Origin of the sequence: Brevibacillus sp. AY1 (assembly GCF_029870785.1) — a bacterium.
GTDB classification, from domain to species: Bacteria; Bacillota; Bacilli; order Brevibacillales; family Brevibacillaceae; genus Brevibacillus; species Brevibacillus invocatus.
Genome location: NZ_JAFLPN010000001.1, coordinates 424,808 through 440,316, shown reverse-complemented (window position 1 = coordinate 440,316; position 15,509 = coordinate 424,808). Strand labels below are relative to the sequence as shown.

At 48.5% G+C, this 15,509-nt stretch carries 15 protein-coding genes and 1 pseudogene; 1 reads left to right on the top strand and 15 read right to left on the bottom strand.

Features of this window, described 5'->3' with window-relative positions; genetic code table 11:
- Positions 1-72 precede the first annotated feature (72 nt).
- The 11 genes from JZI27_RS02310 to JZI27_RS02260 all read right to left on the bottom strand — a co-directional run bounded on the left by JZI27_RS02310 (position 73) and on the right by JZI27_RS02260 (position 10,592).
- On the bottom strand, positions 73-1,728 hold the full coding sequence (locus JZI27_RS02310) for a peptide ABC transporter substrate-binding protein (RefSeq protein ID WP_280206616.1): 1,656 nt from the start codon (positions 1,726-1,728) through the stop codon (positions 73-75).
- Between the two features lie 114 nt (positions 1,729-1,842).
- Positions 1,843-2,313 carry an Lrp/AsnC family transcriptional regulator gene (locus JZI27_RS02305; RefSeq protein ID WP_280206613.1) on the bottom strand — a complete coding sequence of 157 codons (471 nt, stop codon included), beginning with the start codon at positions 2,311-2,313 and terminating at the stop codon, positions 1,843-1,845.
- 314 nt (positions 2,314-2,627) lie between these two features.
- Positions 2,628-3,932: a pyrimidine-nucleoside phosphorylase gene (locus tag JZI27_RS02300; protein ID WP_280206611.1), complete on the bottom strand. Its 1,305-nt coding sequence runs from the start codon at positions 3,930-3,932 to the stop codon at positions 2,628-2,630.
- Between the two features lie 92 nt (positions 3,933-4,024).
- The gene (locus JZI27_RS02295; RefSeq protein WP_280206609.1) at positions 4,025-4,834 is read right to left on the bottom strand and encodes a purine-nucleoside phosphorylase; all 810 of its coding nucleotides are present in this window, start codon (positions 4,832-4,834) and stop codon (positions 4,025-4,027) included.
- 59 nt (positions 4,835-4,893) lie between these two features.
- Entirely contained in the window at positions 4,894-6,066 is a 1,173-nt protein-coding gene (gene deoB / locus JZI27_RS02290) for a phosphopentomutase (RefSeq protein ID WP_122908389.1), read from the bottom strand.
- Between the two features lie 110 nt (positions 6,067-6,176).
- Entirely contained in the window at positions 6,177-7,064 is an 888-nt protein-coding gene (gene xerD / locus JZI27_RS02285) for a site-specific tyrosine recombinase XerD (RefSeq protein WP_280206607.1), read from the bottom strand.
- An 87-nt stretch (positions 7,065-7,151) separates the two neighbouring features.
- On the bottom strand, positions 7,152-7,391 hold the full coding sequence (locus tag JZI27_RS02280) for a DUF4227 family protein (protein WP_122908391.1): 240 nt from the start codon (positions 7,389-7,391) through the stop codon (positions 7,152-7,154).
- Positions 7,392-7,600: 209 nt separating this feature from the next.
- Complete coding sequence (gene fur, locus JZI27_RS02275; RefSeq protein WP_057134164.1) at positions 7,601-8,065, bottom strand: ferric iron uptake transcriptional regulator; 465 nt, start codon at positions 8,063-8,065, stop codon at positions 7,601-7,603.
- 95 nt (positions 8,066-8,160) lie between these two features.
- On the bottom strand, positions 8,161-8,787 hold the full coding sequence (gene spoIIM, locus JZI27_RS02270) for a stage II sporulation protein M (protein WP_251242895.1): 627 nt from the start codon (positions 8,785-8,787) through the stop codon (positions 8,161-8,163).
- Positions 8,788-8,851: 64 nt separating this feature from the next.
- Complete coding sequence (locus JZI27_RS02265) at positions 8,852-10,000, bottom strand: endonuclease Q family protein (RefSeq protein ID WP_280206779.1); 1,149 nt, start codon at positions 9,998-10,000, stop codon at positions 8,852-8,854.
- A gap of 28 nt (positions 10,001-10,028) precedes the next feature.
- Positions 10,029-10,592 carry an NUDIX domain-containing protein gene (locus tag JZI27_RS02260; protein ID WP_280206601.1) on the bottom strand — a complete coding sequence of 188 codons (564 nt, stop codon included), beginning with the start codon at positions 10,590-10,592 and terminating at the stop codon, positions 10,029-10,031.
- 102 nt (positions 10,593-10,694) lie between these two features.
- Between JZI27_RS02260 and mciZ the strand changes: the two are divergent.
- Positions 10,695-10,751, top strand: a pseudogene (gene mciZ, locus JZI27_RS24900) (Z-ring formation inhibitor MciZ); the annotation flags it as partial.
- On the opposite strand, the gene JZI27_RS02255 reads toward mciZ, so the two are convergent.
- From JZI27_RS02255 to mce, 4 genes are all read right to left on the bottom strand, one after another.
- Positions 10,750-11,913, bottom strand: a complete 1,164-nt coding sequence (locus tag JZI27_RS02255; RefSeq protein ID WP_245996650.1) for a DUF3866 family protein — start codon at positions 11,911-11,913, stop codon at positions 10,750-10,752. The pseudogene mciZ and the gene JZI27_RS02255 sit on opposite strands and share 2 nt — an antisense overlap.
- 177 nt (positions 11,914-12,090) lie before the next feature.
- Positions 12,091-13,206, bottom strand: a complete 1,116-nt coding sequence (locus JZI27_RS02250) for a M20/M25/M40 family metallo-hydrolase (RefSeq protein WP_280206598.1) — start codon at positions 13,204-13,206, stop codon at positions 12,091-12,093.
- A gap of 93 nt (positions 13,207-13,299) precedes the next feature.
- Positions 13,300-14,856 (bottom strand): acyl-CoA carboxylase subunit beta, encoded by a 1,557-nt coding sequence (locus JZI27_RS02245; protein WP_280206596.1) that lies wholly within the window; start codon positions 14,854-14,856, stop codon positions 13,300-13,302.
- A gap of 22 nt (positions 14,857-14,878) precedes the next feature.
- Positions 14,879-15,289: a methylmalonyl-CoA epimerase gene (gene mce, locus JZI27_RS02240; RefSeq protein ID WP_122908399.1), complete on the bottom strand. Its 411-nt coding sequence runs from the start codon at positions 15,287-15,289 to the stop codon at positions 14,879-14,881.
- Positions 15,290-15,509 lie beyond the last annotated feature (220 nt).

The window sequence follows — 15,509 nt, the reverse complement described above, 5'->3', positions numbered from 1 at the left end:
GAGTCTGCATAAGATAAGGTATATGGACGGCCATATACCTTATCCCAGACGAACTCATTTCCTTCTTTTCAATTACTCAACGTATGCCCATTTCCAGTCTACGTCGCCCAGACCAGTGATCTGTACGCCTTTGACGTTTTCGTTTTGCACCCAAGATTGCGTATAGAAGTAGATTGGGGCAATTGGCATTTCATCCATCAGAACTTGCTCTGCGTCTGCCAGGATTTGCTTACGTTTTGCTGTATCCATTTCGAGTGCAGACTGGTTCAAGAGCTCTTTGAATTTCGGATGCTCCCAACGAGTATCGTTGTTTCCGCCCATTTTATCCTTGTACAGCTCCAGGAAGTTGATTGGGTCGTTGAAGTCACCCAGCCAGCCCATACGGCCAATTTGGAAGTTTCCTTCGTGCATGTCTTCGAGGTAAACTTTCCATTCTTTGTTTTCCAGTCTTACCTCTACGCCGAGATTTTTCTTCCATTGGTCCTGAATCGCTTCGGCGATCTTTTTGTGGCCTTCCGAAGTGTTGTAGGACAAGGTAATTGGCGGCAGCGATGTAATACCCAGCTCCTGCATACCCTCTTGCAGCAATGTTTTCGCTGTTTCGATATCGTTGTCTTTGAAATATCCGTCTGCTTTCAGAGCCATGGACGGTGGAACAGCGCCTGTTGCAGGGAGCTGACCTGCTTGCAGGATGTTGTCGATCAGCGATACGCGATCAATCGAGAACGTGAACGCTTTACGGATCTTCACGTTGTTGAATGGTGCTTTTTCGGTGTTGAACTTGTACCAGTAAGTACCTGCGATTGGTTGAGTTGTCATTTTACCAGCAGCCTTCAGAGCTGGGATGGCATCTGTTGGCAGGGCGCTTGTTGGAGCACCAGCCCAATCCAATTCACCGTTTTCAAACATGGACAATTCTGTATTCTCGTCTTCTACCATAGAGAATTCGATTTTATCCAGCTTGACGCTGTCTTTATCCCAATAGTTCTCGTTTTTCACGAGAACAATTTTGCTCTTGTGCTCCCACGTTTCCATTTTGAATGGACCGTTACCTACGTGAGTAGCTGCTTCAGCTGCCCACTTTTCGTTGCCCTCATGCACTTTTTGGTTGATTGGGAAGTAGGTACGGAATGCGAGCAGCTCCAGGAAGAACGGAGTTGGGTTCTCCAGTTTCACTTCCAGCGTTTTGTCGTCGAGTGCCTTCACACCCACTTCATCAAGACTTACTTCGCCTTTGTTCGCTTTTTCACCATTTTTGATGTAATAGAGTTGGTATGCGTAGTTGGAAGCTGTTTTTGGATCAAGTGCGCGCTTCCAAGCAAATTCAAAGTCTTTTGCTGTTACCGGTTCACCATTGCTCCATTTGTGATCGCGAATCTTGAAAGTATAAGTCAGCAAATCTTCTGACACTGTGTAGCTTTCAGCAGCAGCAACTTCTGGCTTATCTTTTACGATCCGAGTCAAACCATCAAAGGTAGCCAGGATGATGGCTCCGGAAGTGGTATCCTCAGCGAGTCCCGGGTCCGCTGTTGGCGGTTCGGAGTGGAGATTGAAACGCAATACCTGTGGCTTCGCTTCAGCAGCAGGAGCCGCAGGTGTTTCTGTAGTTGTGCCTCCAGCCGGTTGTTGTGCAGGCGGTGCAGATGTTTGTTGGCCACCTGAGCAACCAGCCAATGCCGTACCCAAAACTGCAATAGAACTCACGAGTGCAAAAACGCTCTTTTTCAACACAATTACCCCCAGTACGTTTTTCTTTATTTGTCTCTTTTCTGAAAACAGCGAACGAAAAAAAGAACAATACGCGAAATAAACTTGACTTCAGTCGGGAGGCATCAACCCCTTTCACTGCAATGTCACGTCGTCATCCTGAACGAAAGAGAAGGAATCCTTGTACTGCTTGAGTTCGAGAGAGACATCGGCAGCAACAATTCCTTCAATTTGAGAGAGTCGTTCATTGACGAACGTGATCAGCTCATCATTGCTATGGAAACACGCTTGTAAGATCAAGTCGTGCTTACCGCTAAACGAGCCCACAAAACGAACGGCAGAAAACTTACTTAATTCTTCTGCTACGTATTTCTGCGATCCGAGCTTTGTGGTCAACCCGATGATTGCCTGCACGTGTAAGCCTAACTTTTCGGGGTCTGGATGAATAACAAATTGGAAAACTCCGTCTTGCAACAGTCGAGTGATTCTAGCGCGTATCGTACCTTCGCTTACTCCAAGCTGCTGGGCGATCTCGGTATACGGGATTCGTCCGTCTTCTTGGAGGATTTGCAGGATCTGCTTGTCAACATGGTCCAGCTTTTTCATAGATACGATTTTCTGAGAACCTCCATACATTTTTTACGAATTTCGAAAAAAACATTAATACTTTGTTTGTTACAATAAAAGTAATCTGAAATGATAGCGGTGTCAACGAAATTTGACAAGTAGAATAATAAAATATTATAAAGAGCTTATGAACAATAAAAAAATTTTTCATAGCATCATACAAAAATTATATGTCTAATGAATAGTAATTGCTAGTTTTAATCAATAATTTTTTCTTGAAAAAATACTTTCCAGCATTGAAGGGATACACTTTTACTTTTTGTATATCCCTTGCCTGGAAAGTTTTACCTCATTTATTCAACTATTTTGTAAATCAGTGTTTGTTTGCCAGGAGGAATGTCTGAGATCTGGAAGGCACCCTCCAGTTCCTGCAAAGCACTCTGCAAGAGCTGTTCCTGATTCGCATGTACAGTCACCAGCGTTTCTCCAGCTTGAACCTGGTCTCCTCGCTTTTTATGCAGCACAAGACCAACTGCCAGATCGATCGCCATTTCCTTGGTCAATCTGCCCGCACCCAAAACAACAGAGGCGTGGCCTACTGCTTCAGCATCAATATCGGTGATAAATCCATCCTGTTTCGCTGTAATGGCATGCAAAAGCGTCGCTTTCGGAAGCTTTTCCAGGTTGTACACCTCTTCCTTGTCTCCGCCTTGCGCTTCTACCATCTCAGCCAGTTTGTCTACTGCTTTACCTGATGCCATGATCTCTTCCAGCTTGCCCCGTCCTTCTTCGACCGTAGCTACCAGTCCGCCAAGTAGAAGCATGCGCGCTCCAATCGCCAGGACAAGCTCAGTCAGATCACGCGGTCCTTTGCCGGCTAAAGTCTCGATGGCTTCCTTCACTTCCAGGGCATTGCCCACAGCAAATCCAAGCGGCTGATTCATGTCACTGATCACAGCCACTGTTTTGCGCCCTACCTGACTTCCGATGTCGACCATTGCGCGTGCAAGGGTTTCGGCCTGCTCCAGATTTTTCATGAAAGCACCTTTGCCCACCTTCACGTCAAGGAGGATGGCATCCGCACCTGCTGCAATTTTTTTGGACATGATAGAGCTTGCGATCAATGGAACGGCTTCTACGGTTGCCGTAACGTCCCGCAATGCATACAGCTTCTTGTCCGCAGGAGTCAGATTACCCGACTGTCCGATGACGGATACGCCAATATCACGCACCTGCTGCAAAAACTGTTCACGGGTACGCTCGACCTGGAAGCCACTAAAGGATTCGAGCTTGTCAATGGTACCGCCTGAATAGCCGAGCCCTCTACCGGACATTTTGGCAACGGGAATACCTGCAGCAGCCACCAGAGGTGCGACGACAAGCGTAGTTTTGTCGCCTACCCCACCAGTACTGTGCTTATCTACCTTGACACCCGACAGGGAAGACAGGTCCAGCTGCTCACCAGAACCCGCCATCGCCAAAGTCAGGTCGCCTGTTTCACGTGCGGTCATGCCACGGAACAGGACAGCCATTGCCCAAGCGGACATTTGATAGTCTGGAATGCTTCCTGATGTATAGCCTTCTACAAGGAATCGGATTTCTTCGGTTGTGAGTTCGCCTCCATCCCTTTTCTTGGCGATCATGTCAACCATGCGCATTGTAAAACACCCCATTCCCATTACTCGCGTTTAGTATTTAGCACTTCACTGTACGAAAACACAGTGTCAATCGGAAATACCCTTCGTCGTTCTTACAGTTTGAATACGATTTCCTTGACCAGAGTCAGGAATTGAGATTTCACTCTCTCCGTAGTAGCCATCACTTCTTCATGAGACAACGGCTGCTCCAGGATCCCTGCCGCCATGTTGCTGATGCAGGAGATGCCCAGCACCTTTACATTCATGTGGCGAGCCACAATGACTTCCGGTACTGTCGACATCCCTACCGCATCTGCTCCGAGAATGCGCAGCATGCGAATCTCTGCTGGCGTTTCGTAGCTCGGTCCCAAGAGACCTACGTACACACCTTCCTGCAGATTAATGCCCTGCTCTTCGGCTACGTTTTTCGCGAGATTCCGCAAATCCTTGGAGTATGCTTCAGACATGTCTGGGAAACGAGTACCCATTTCATCGTCATTCGGGCCAATCAACGGATTGCGTGCGGTCAAATTGATGTGATCGCGAATCAGCATCAGATTTCCTTCCCCATAGCTTTCGTTAATGCCGCCAGCAGCATTGGTGATGATCATCGTTTCCACTCCCAGCAGCTTCATGACGCGAATAGGAAAAACAACCGCGTCCAGATCGTGGCCTTCGTAATAATGGAAACGTCCTTGCATCGCGACTACCTGCTTACCCCGCAGCTTACCAATCACCAGTTGTCCCTTATGTCCGACTACCGTCGATTTCGTAAAGCCGGGGATCTCATCGTAAGGAATGACGACCGGATTTTCGATTTCGTCAGCCAGAACACCTAAACCAGAACCTAAAACCAAGCCGATTGTGGGTTTTTCTGCGAGCTTAGGCTCGATGTATGTTACTGCATCCTGATATTTTGTCATGTGAAACACTCCTCCATTTTTCTGTTTCTTCTATATAAATGTTTATAGAGATTTAATTTTTATACATCACTTAGGAAACTCTTTCCAATAGCAGGTGCCTTTACCCCAAAGTTCTCCGCAATCGTTGCCCCTACATCCGCAAAGGTCTCCCGGATACCGAGGTGACTGCCTTGCTGGATGCCCTGGTGGTATACAATGAGCGGAACGTATTCACGCGTATGATCCGTTCCATGATGAACCGGGTCATTCCCGTGATCTGCGGTAATGATCAGCAGGTCATCCTTGCGCAGGTTCGCGACGATCTCCGGAAGACGGGCGTCAAATTCCATCAATGCCTGTCCATACCCTTGCGGATCGCGACGATGTCCGAATTTCGCATCGAAATCGACCAGATTTACAAAACTGAGACCCGTGAAGTCCTGCTTCATCGTCTGGATGAGCTGGTCGACGCCATCCATGTTATCCTTCGTGCGAATGGCTTGGGTTATCCCTTCCTCTGCGTAAATATCACTGATTTTGCCAATCGCAATGGATTCGAAGCCTCCATCTTGCAGATGGTTCATCACAGTCGGAGAAAAAGGTTTCACAGAGTAGTCATGGCGATTGGACGTCCGAGTAAAGTTTCCGGGGGTCCCCAAGAACGGCCTCGCAATGACACGTGTTACCGCATACTCATCACGCAAGGTAAGCTCTCGAGCAACCTGACAAATGTGGTACAGCTCTTCTAGTGGAATGACTTCTTCGTGGGCAGCTACCTGAAACACACTGTCGGCCGAAGTGTAGACGATGACACTCCCCGTTTTCATGTGTTCTTCTCCGAGCTCATCGAGAATATCCGTGCCGGAAGCCACCTTGTTTCCCAATACCTTGCGACCGATTCTGTTTTCAAATTCCTCAATCAAAGCAGTTGGAAATCCATCTGGATAAGTATTGAATGGAACTGAAACATGGAGTCCCATGATCTCCCAATGACCGGTCGTCGTATCTTTTCCCATGGAGATTTCCTGCATTTTACCAAAGTGGGCCTGTGGTGCTGCAGCCACTGGTACATTTCGCAGAGGAGCGATATTGCCCAAACCCATCTTTTCCATGTTGGGCATGGCAAATCCCTCTACTCGCTCAGCAATGTGGCCCAATGTATGTGCACCTTCATCTTGAAAGCGAGGAGCATCCGGCAGCTCGCCGATCCCAACACTGTCCAAAACGATTAAAAAAACTCGAGAAAACCGCAATTGTAACGCCTCCAATTCTGTAGGGATCATTTTCCACCAAGGTCGTCAGACGTCTGACCTGATGAAAGAAAAGTTGGCTCCGCCTATAAAACGACGGAGTTGGATGACACCTAGGCACGGGGATGTGTCTTGGCGTAAATGTCTTTGATTCGAGTTCTCGTCACATGTGTATAAATCTGAGTGGTTGAAATATCGGCATGACCCAGCATCTCCTGAACAGAGCGCAGGTCTGCACCATTTTCAAGCAGATGAGTTGCAAAGGAGTGCCGCAACGTATGTGGGGTAATCTCTGCACGAATGTTCGCCTTCAGGGCGTATCGCTTGATGATTTTCCAAAAGCCCTGACGAGTAATCTGCTTGCCCAGATGATTGAGGAACAGAGCTGATTCATCGCTGCCTTTCAACAGCTTCGGACGGCCAGCGTGCAAGTAGTGACGAACCATCTGGATGGCTACGGAACCAAGTGGGATGATTCTTTCCTTGGACCCTTTTCCCATGCATTTGACAAAACCCATATCCAGGTTCACGTCAGATGCGTCCAAATTCACTAACTCAGAGACCCGGATACCTGTAGCATACAGCAATTCAAGCATAGCCTTGTCGCGCAGTCCTGCGGGATGATTGACCGGAGGACTATCCAACAACCGCTCCACTTCTTCAATGGAAAGGACTTTCGGCAGACGCTTCTCGATCTTCGGCGTTTCTAGATGGATAGAAGGGTCCTTGTCCAAGTACTTGTCCCTGACGAGAAACTGATAGAATGCACGGATAGAAGCCATATTCCGTGACAGGGTGGCGGTGGCACGGCCTTTTTCCCTCAGCACCAGCAAGTACCCGATGATATGCGATCGCGTAGAATCCTCAATCCGAGTAACGCCTTGATCCTGTAGATAGGAGGTATAGGCCACCATATCCCGCTGATACGACTCCAATGTGTTGGGAGAAAGCCCTTTCTCTACAGCAAGGAAATGGATAAATTGATCAATCAGACTGTCCATGAAGCCGTCCCCTTCAGATGTTAAGTATCTTGTATTGCTTTCCACATGGATGAAAAAAATCCTCCTTTTCAACTGAAAAATGTCAGGTTATTCACCTGTAACATAAAACAGCTGAAGTCGTGCCAGATACCCTTCCCAATCTTGAGGCTCAGGGGCATTGATCAATTTCACAACCTTTACCGCTTCTCCATCCGGCACTTGATACGGATTGGATGGCAGAAGGCTTTGGGATAACACATGAATAATACCATAAGACAAAAGCGTGCAAGTGACGAGCAAGAGCAGGAATCGAAGCATTTCCATGAATCGACGGTACGGGACGCGCATCGCAGGTTCCTCCTTCCCCAATTCCCTCTCACTATATGCACTTGTCCCAGTGCCCATGACACTTGCGGTCTAGGCCTATATGTATTCATTTGTTCTTGCTGTTATACAGGATCGAAAGGTATGGCTTGTCGCACATTTCTTAGGATTCCTCAGGAAATCGATGGCCATTACAAAAAAGAAAAAACTTCTCCGTTCAAAGAGAAGTTTACTCATTTGAAATCATCTACGTTCACTTTATCAATGCAACGGTGGCACACACCGTAGAAGGTCAAACGATGGTCGGTAATGTAAAAGTTGTAAACATTCTTGACCTTTTCCTCTGCAGAGACCAACAAGTCTTCGAAGATTTCATCAACCGTTCCGCAGTGCAGACAGATCAAGTGATGATGGTGATACGCAGCATTGTCATCGCGCAGGTCGTATCTGGCTACACCGTCGCCGAAGTTCATCTTGTGGAGAATCTTCAGCTCGCTTAGCAGCTCTAGTGTGCGATAGACTGTAGCAAGCCCGATCTCAGGAGCTTTATCTTTTACCAAAAGGTACACATCTTCAGCGCTGAGATGATCTTCTTCATTTTCCAGTAATACGCGAACAGTGGCTTCACGTTGTGGCGTCAATTTGTAGTTTTGTGCATGCAGCTGTTGCTTTATTTTTTCTAACTTTTCTTCCAACATTAATGCCCCTCCCCCGCTCGCTTGAAACCTGCTCCTATTATAGTAGAGGGGCCTAGAATAAGTCAAATACATAAGTTCTTACTTGATAATAATTCTTAATTGAGTACGAGCTGCATGAGTCTGGGGGAGACAAAGGTCTCAAATAATGAAGCAATGGTCAAGACGGCCAGCATTGAGATCACCAGAACCGTATAGCCTACAAAATGCGGCATAATTCCATCGCGTTTGCTTAACAGTCTGGTTTTTATCAGTCTCAGGGAAAAGGAAATTCCACTCACGCCTATGATAAATAAGGCAGGAACAACCAGTAAATTTTGCGGCAGCACGCCCATCATGGCAAAGGTCACTCCTTGCCACTGCATTTGGTTGACGAGAAAACCAACTGTAAAGCCCACAACTACCCCTTTTAAGAACAGGATCAACAGAATCATCGGCAACCCTATAATGGAAAGCCCAAGTACCCACATAATCCCTACCGTTTTTGCGTAATGGCCAAACGACTCCTGAAAATGAGGCCGCGTGTCGGGAATTCCCTGTTGCCCGAGGGTATTGAAAAAGTACTGGAGGAAACCGTGAAGTTCTTGTTTTTGCGAAAGGGGCAAAGAATTCACAAGCACCGCTCCGAAAATAATCCCCATTGTAAACAGAACAATCGTGAACCAATAGAGCGACTGATGCTCCTTGGCATAGGCCTGAATGGTTTGTCCGATTCTTGAACGCACTTTGGTCCCCTCCCGCTTCGCTGATTACTGTACAGCTTATGCGGACGAGTCCTCCCCTATGCCACTATCCATCCACGATTCTTCCGTAGATTCCCGCTCCTCCAGCCTGTACGTTCAATGCCCCCGACCGGGCACGGACGATACGATTCGCTATTTTTTCTCCTGCCACGCGTATCAAATCCTCTTCCGCAACCCGATGAAGAATATCCATCTGCGTTCCGAATGCATCATACAGCTTTTGCAGTAGCTTTGGCCCAACACCCGGGATAAATTCCAGCGGAACCTGTTCTACGTAGGGAGGACGATGTGCAGGATGAGCAGACTTAGGAAGATCTGCAAGCTGTTCAATCCGCGCAGCAACCCCGCGCACTACTCGCTTGAAGCCACACACGGGACATCTCGGGGAATCGTCTTCTGGCAAAGGTGTTTGGCAACCCTGGCAAGCGGTCTGATGGTATTTGCCCAACTGAGGAGTCAACCCGTAGTTGACGACAACTCCTCGCCCATCCTTTTGTTGCAGCGCTTTTATCCACTCTGCAAATGAAGCTTCTGCCATTCGAATCTCCTGATACTCCCGACCGATTTTGCCCAGGGAATGGGCATCTGAATTCGTAAGAAAGGTTTTGGAATGAAGCTCCGAGATTTGGTCGGCCATTTGCGTGTTGGCGCTTAGTCCCAGCTCCACGGCGTAGATCAAGGTAGGATCAAGCACTTCCTGCATGGAATCGGTGCAGCTTCCGTAAAGACCCTTATGCGGTGTAAAAATGTGAGCAGGGATCACAGTGCCACCTAAATGTTGTGCGCATTGCTGCAATTCCAGGATGGTGGCATGTATGCGCTGCGAGCTGAGATGCACATTTTTGCAGCGAGTTCCAAGCCAATGAGTAAAAGTCTGCATGGCTTTGATCGTCGGCAGATAGACGAGAAAATGAGCTTCTCCCCGTCCTTCTTCTTTGATCTCGACCTCGCAGCCCAGAATGAGTACCGTCTGCTGAAAAAGGATTCCACCGTCGCTTTGTTCGATGGCATCACCACGCTCCAGAAGATCCAGGAGTTCCTCCTGAACTTCCGGGGAATGAGCATCAATCACACCGATCATATCCATCCCTTTGCGCCATGAGGCTTCCTCAAGAATTTTCGTTAATGTCATGGCACGTGAAGCCGTTATTTTAACCGGTCGTCCGGTTCGCGTCCCGCCGATATGGATATGCATGTCACAAAAGAAAGTACGGGGGTGCTTGTTATCCACGGGCACGGAGCATTTGGTTCTCCCAATGGAACAGGGCAACCACTGTCTTGGCATCACAGATTTCGCCTGTCTGGTGCAGCTCATGCGCTTCTTCCAGGGTCAATTCCAGCAGATCGACGAATTCATCCTCATCCGGACGACTTTCTCCTTTGACCAATCCTTTAGCCACGTAGACATGAAGCAATTCATCTGCAAAGCCTGGTGACGTGTAGAACGCACTCAGCTTTTCATAATGAGCCGCTGTATAACCTGTCTCTTCCTCCAATTCACGTTTTGCGCAGGACAAAGGATCCTCGCCCGGCTCCAGCTTGCCGGCTGGTATCTCCACAATGACCTTTTCCAGCGGCTTGCGGAACTGACGCACCGCGACCAGCCTTCCGTCATCCGTAAGCGGAATGATGGCCACGGCCCCCTGATGATGGACTATCTCGCGCTTGGCCGTATTTCCATTCGGCAACAGCACTTCGTCCACTTTTACTTTAATGATGCGCCCCTCATAGATCGATTGACTCGAAATCGTTTTCTCATATAAATGCTCTGGCTTATTCGGATTCATGATGGGCCTCCTCTGTCAGAAATCTGGTTCTATTCCTCATGCTTCCTCCATAGGCTGGAAACATGAAGCTTGTCCAACCTATTGTATCGGAGGAAATCGACGATGAAAACCTATGTCGGGGAAAAGCATTTGCGTATGGTAGGGAAAGCTTGGGAAATCAGAGCTGCGCTTCGTTCCTGGTCAAAAAAAGACCTAACGCTTCAAGATTATTTGGCGAAGCGTAGCAATCTGAATCGGCGCTGACAGACTTCCAGGAAAAAGAAAAACTTTTCTTGGTCAGATCTGCCGCCAACAGAGCTGTAAAAAAGGGTACAGGATCTTCCTGCCAGCTTCGCCCCATCGATGAAAAGGCCATCCCATACTGCTGCTCCAGATTGGACAAGCGGTCTTCAGAAGCCGAGTGGCCCCATACCACTACATGACTTTTCTCGTATAGTGATTGAATCTGTTCAGCCATCATGCTATCTCGATCGTCACCGAGCTTTGGCATAATGAGCACAACTGGCCGCAATACATAGCGACCCAAAATGGCCATCGTATGATGACTGACACCACGATGACGCAAGCGTGGGTCCGCAAAGCTGATACGCGGCAGAAAAAAAGGAACACCATTCAAAATAGATACGGCATGAACAACCTCTGCCAGCTGTACGCCAGAAAATGCGTAAGGTGTGCCCGTGCCCGCTACGCCTGGCCCCAGCATGCAAAGAATCACATCAGCCTTCTCTACATGCTTTGCTGCCAATAGACCACTGTGAATTGTTACCGCTTCACGGTCACCTCCCCAAGCATGCCCAGTCGTGACAACTGCATTCAGCAGTCCCTGCGATTTACATTGATGGACATGCCTGCTCATCGCTACGGGCAAAGAAGCGCCATCCGGCATCACATAAACGACTTTTGCCTCCGGTTGATTTTGCCGCAACGCAGCTGCAACGACCGGCAAGAGACTGTGCAGCTCGCCAATAATGACAGGCGTTCCCTCCAAAGTCAAATCGTCGCGTACAAATAGAGAATGATACGGACTCTCCTGCTCTTCGACCGTGTCCACCGCCAGCTGCCACGGGGCATATCGCATCTTCATCACATGCCCCCACATTCCCGGAGCCACATCTCGTTCTGAACACTCCTCCGCTTTGGACACGACCAAATGATAACCGCCTGTACCCAATCGCAGGCGAACTGCTGTAGTATTCACAATCAGGATTTCTCCTGCCTCGTAGGCTTCATTGCTGAAGGAGAGCGCCTGTGCCACCTCGCCATCCTCTGCCATTTTCAATTCTACGATCTGCATGCCTGATCGCTTTTCGACTACCCGCATAACTGTTCCCCTAGCAAGACTAAGCATTCCCGTTCCCCCTTCATCTAGAAAGGTTGATTTTTGCCATATAGACTGCATAACGCTACTCTTCTCCCTAGTGTATGTACCGGCATGCTTGACCCAAACATGCGTTGAAAAAAAAGTCGGGATTCCCTTATGAGAATCCCGACCTTATGTTTATTTTTGTACGGCTTGGATCACAGCCAGAACCAGTTCAGCTGCCTTGTTTAATTCCGAGATCGGCATACGCTCGTTTTTGGTATGAATTTCTTCATAGCCAATCGCGAAGTTTACACTCGGTACATTGTAGCCGTTAAACACGTTTCCGTCACTTCCACCACCGCTCGCAACCAGTTCAGGATTACGTCCGATGCTTTCAACTGCGGCAATCGCTTTTTGAACGACAGGCGTTTCTTCACTGTACTTGTATCCGTGATACATGAAGATGACATCATTTTCGCAAGTCGCACCCATTTCGGCTGCTGCTTCCTCAAATGCAGTCGTCATTTTTTTCACTTGCGCTTCCAATTTGTCCATGACGAGGCTTCGTGCTTCGGACCAGACTTCCACGTAATCCGTCACGATATTATACGCTTTTCCACCCTCAAAACGGCCAATGTTTGCCGTCGTGTCTTCATCGATGCGACCCAATGGCATCCGGGAAATAGCCTTGCTAGCGACCGTAATAGCGCTGACTCCATCTTCCGGATTCACACCAGCGTGGGCAGCTTTTCCATGAATTTTGGTGACGATGCGGTATTGTCCGGCACCTGCAACCGTAATTTTGCCTACAGGTCCTTCCGAGTCCAGAATGAAGCCCATTTCGGCTTTCAGCAGACTGGAATCCATCGCACGGGAACCGACCAATCCGGATTCTTCCCCTACCGTAAGGACGACCTGGATCGTTGGATGCGGCAAATTCTGTTCTTTCAAGGTGCGAATGCCCTCGAAAATCGCTGCAATACCCGCTTTGTCGTCTGCACCGAGGATCGTGGTTCCATCCGAATAGATGTAGCCATCGCGGATTTGCGGTTTGATTCCATTACCCGGAACGACCGTATCCATGTGGCTGCTGAACAGGATGGCAGGACCATCGGCTGTACCTTCCAGTGTAGCGATGAGGTTGTTCCCACCGTGTCCGGTTTTTGCAGCTGCATCATCCTCTTCAACGGTAAAGCCCATCTCGATCAGCTTTTCCTTGAGCACTTTATTAATCTGTGCTTCGTTTTTTGTTTCGCTGTCAATTTGTACGAGTTCCAAAAACTCGTTCAACACACGCTCCTGATTAATCACAGGCCCTTCCTCCAGTTCTCAAATCCGTTTTTTAGTATGTACATGCAAGTTCCAGTATACAGCAAAAAAATTTTTTCGACCATGCTCTCTCGCTTACAGCGGGATATTTCCGTGTTTTTTTGCAGGACGTTCTTCCTGCTTGGTACGCAGCATTTCCAGCGAACGCTTCAGGTATTTTCGCGTTTCTCTCGGATCGATCACATCATCGACCATGCCATGTTCTGCAGCCACGTATGGATTGGCGAACTTCTCGCGATACTCGTCAATTTTGGCTTGTCTCATTTCTACAGGATTCGGACTTTGCTCGATCTCCCGGGAGAAAATAATATTCGCAGCGCCCTCAGGTCCCATGACCGCGATTTCGGCATTCGGCCAAGCATACACCACATCTGCTCCGATTGCTTTCGAGTTGAGCGCAACATAGGCTCCACCATAGGCTTTGCGCGTAATCACGCTGATTTTGGGCACAGTCGCTTCGGAGTACGCGTACAAGATTTTTGCGCCATGCCGAATGATTCCTCCGTGCTCCTGATTGATTCCGGGGAAAAAGCCTGTCACATCCACAAAGGTGATCAATGGAATCTGGAAGGCGTCACACGTGCGAATAAATCGGGCTAGCTTGTCAGAGGAATCGATATCCAGGCCTCCCGCCATCACTTTCGGCTGGTTGGCAATCAGCCCGACGCTCTCCCCGTCAATCCGACCAAATCCCACTACAATATTTCGCGCGAACTGGGGTTGAACCTCCAAGAAGCTGCCTTCGTCCACGATGGTTTCCAGCACCTTTTTGACATCGTATACTTTCGTACCCGCCACAGGAACCAGTTCGATAAGTTCCTCAAGCCACTCTCCGTCATCGCCCGTGTAGGACAGATGCGGCGGCTTTTCCTGGTTGTTCTGGGGTAAATATTTCAGGAGGTTACGCACTTGCTCCAATACCTCTACCTCTGTTTCGCCAGTGAAGTGGGCATTCCCGCTGATCGAGGAATGAACCGATGCTCCGCCCAGATCCTCGCTTGAAATTTTTTCTCCCGTCACGGTTTCAATCACTTTTGGCCCCGTAATAAACATTTGTGAAGTTTTTTCTACCATGAAGACAAAATCGGTTATCGCAGGGGAGTATACGGCTCCTCCCGCGCAGGGTCCCAGAATGACCGATATCTGCGGTATGACCCCGGAATAGATCGCATTTCGATAAAAGATGTGTCCGTATCCATCCAAGGAGACGACACCTTCTTGAATTCGCGCTCCACCAGAATCATTGAGACCAATCACAGGCGCACCGTTTTTCGCCGCTAAATCCATGATGTTGGCAATTTTCTTGGCGTGCATCTCGCCCAGTGCGCCACCGAACACCGTGAAATCCTGAGCAAAAACATACACGAGTCGACCGTTGATTTTCCCATAGCCGGTAACGACTCCCTCTCCCGGCGCTTCCAGCCTGTCCATGTTAAAGTGGGTAGCCCGATGCTTGACGAAGGGTTGCAGCTCCACGAATGATTCCTCATCCAACAAAAGATCCAGACGTTCTCTCGCGGTTAGTTTGCCACGGTTGTGCTGGGCGGTAATCCGATCGTCGCCACCGCCAAGCTCTACCACTCTTTTCCGCTCGTACATCTCATTGATTTTGTTGTACATCCCTTCACTCATGCCTGGAATTCCCCCTTTGCTCTTAATGTGGGTATTGACAGAGCTCCACCAAAACTCCTTTCGCTGCCTTCGGATGCAAGAACGCAATTTGCGCGTTGTGCGCACCCTCTTTTGGTTTTTCGTGAATGAGCGGAATACCGTTCTCCTTCAATCGCTCCAGTCGCTCCTCTACATTGTCTACATCGAGTGCGATGTGATGAATACCTTCTCCGCGCTTCTCCATGAATTTGGCGATTGGACTTTCTACAGAAAGCGGCTCCAGCAGCTCGATCCGGCTCTCCCCGATCTCCAGAAAAGCCACTTTCACTTGCTCGCTCGGTACTTCCTCCATTCCCAGAAGAGTCAATCCCAGTTGTTCCGTGTAAAAAGGCAGGGTTTCTTCAATACTTTTCACTGCAATCCCGATATGGGCGATCTTGTTCGGTGCTTTCATCAATGCTCATCCTTTTCACTTTCATATAGGTTATGCAAATTTCCGCGCAGCAACATCAACAATTTTGTAAAAACTCGCTGGACAGGTTGCCACTATGAAAACAGTTGGGTACAATCTTTTTGTAGTCTCCCCATATCAATTCTAGCACAGCCGTGTGCGTATATAACGACCATTTCCACTTGAACGCTTGCCATTTTTCCACGCCATTATCCATCTATGC

Coding starts and splice junctions, on each gene's coding strand:
- JZI27_RS02280 (WP_122908391.1), bottom strand. CDS start 7,391: ATGCGCGTCCCGTACCGTCGATTCATGGAAATGCTTCGATTCCTGCTC.
- JZI27_RS02305 (WP_280206613.1), bottom strand. CDS start 2,313: ATGAAAAAGCTGGACCATGTTGACAAGCAGATCCTGCAAATCCTCCAA.
- JZI27_RS02260 (WP_280206601.1), bottom strand. CDS start 10,592: ATGAATCCGAATAAGCCAGAGCATTTATATGAGAAAACGATTTCGAGT.
- mce (WP_122908399.1), bottom strand. CDS start 15,289: ATGAAAGCACCGAACAAGATCGCCCATATCGGGATTGCAGTGAAAAGT.
- JZI27_RS02245 (WP_280206596.1), bottom strand. CDS start 14,856: ATGAGTGAAGGGATGTACAACAAAATCAATGAGATGTACGAGCGGAAA.
- xerD (WP_280206607.1), bottom strand. CDS start 7,064: ATGGACAGTCTGATTGATCAATTTATCCATTTCCTTGCTGTAGAGAAA.
- JZI27_RS02265 (WP_280206779.1), bottom strand. CDS start 10,000: ATGCATATCCATATCGGCGGGACGCGAACCGGACGACCGGTTAAAATA.
- JZI27_RS02255 (WP_245996650.1), bottom strand. CDS start 11,913: ATGCGGGTAGTCGAAAAGCGATCAGGCATGCAGATCGTAGAATTGAAA.
- fur (WP_057134164.1), bottom strand. CDS start 8,065: ATGTTGGAAGAAAAGTTAGAAAAAATAAAGCAACAGCTGCATGCACAA.
- JZI27_RS02300 (WP_280206611.1), bottom strand. CDS start 3,932: ATGCGCATGGTTGACATGATCGCCAAGAAAAGGGATGGAGGCGAACTC.
- JZI27_RS02295 (WP_280206609.1), bottom strand. CDS start 4,834: ATGACAAAATATCAGGATGCAGTAACATACATCGAGCCTAAGCTCGCA.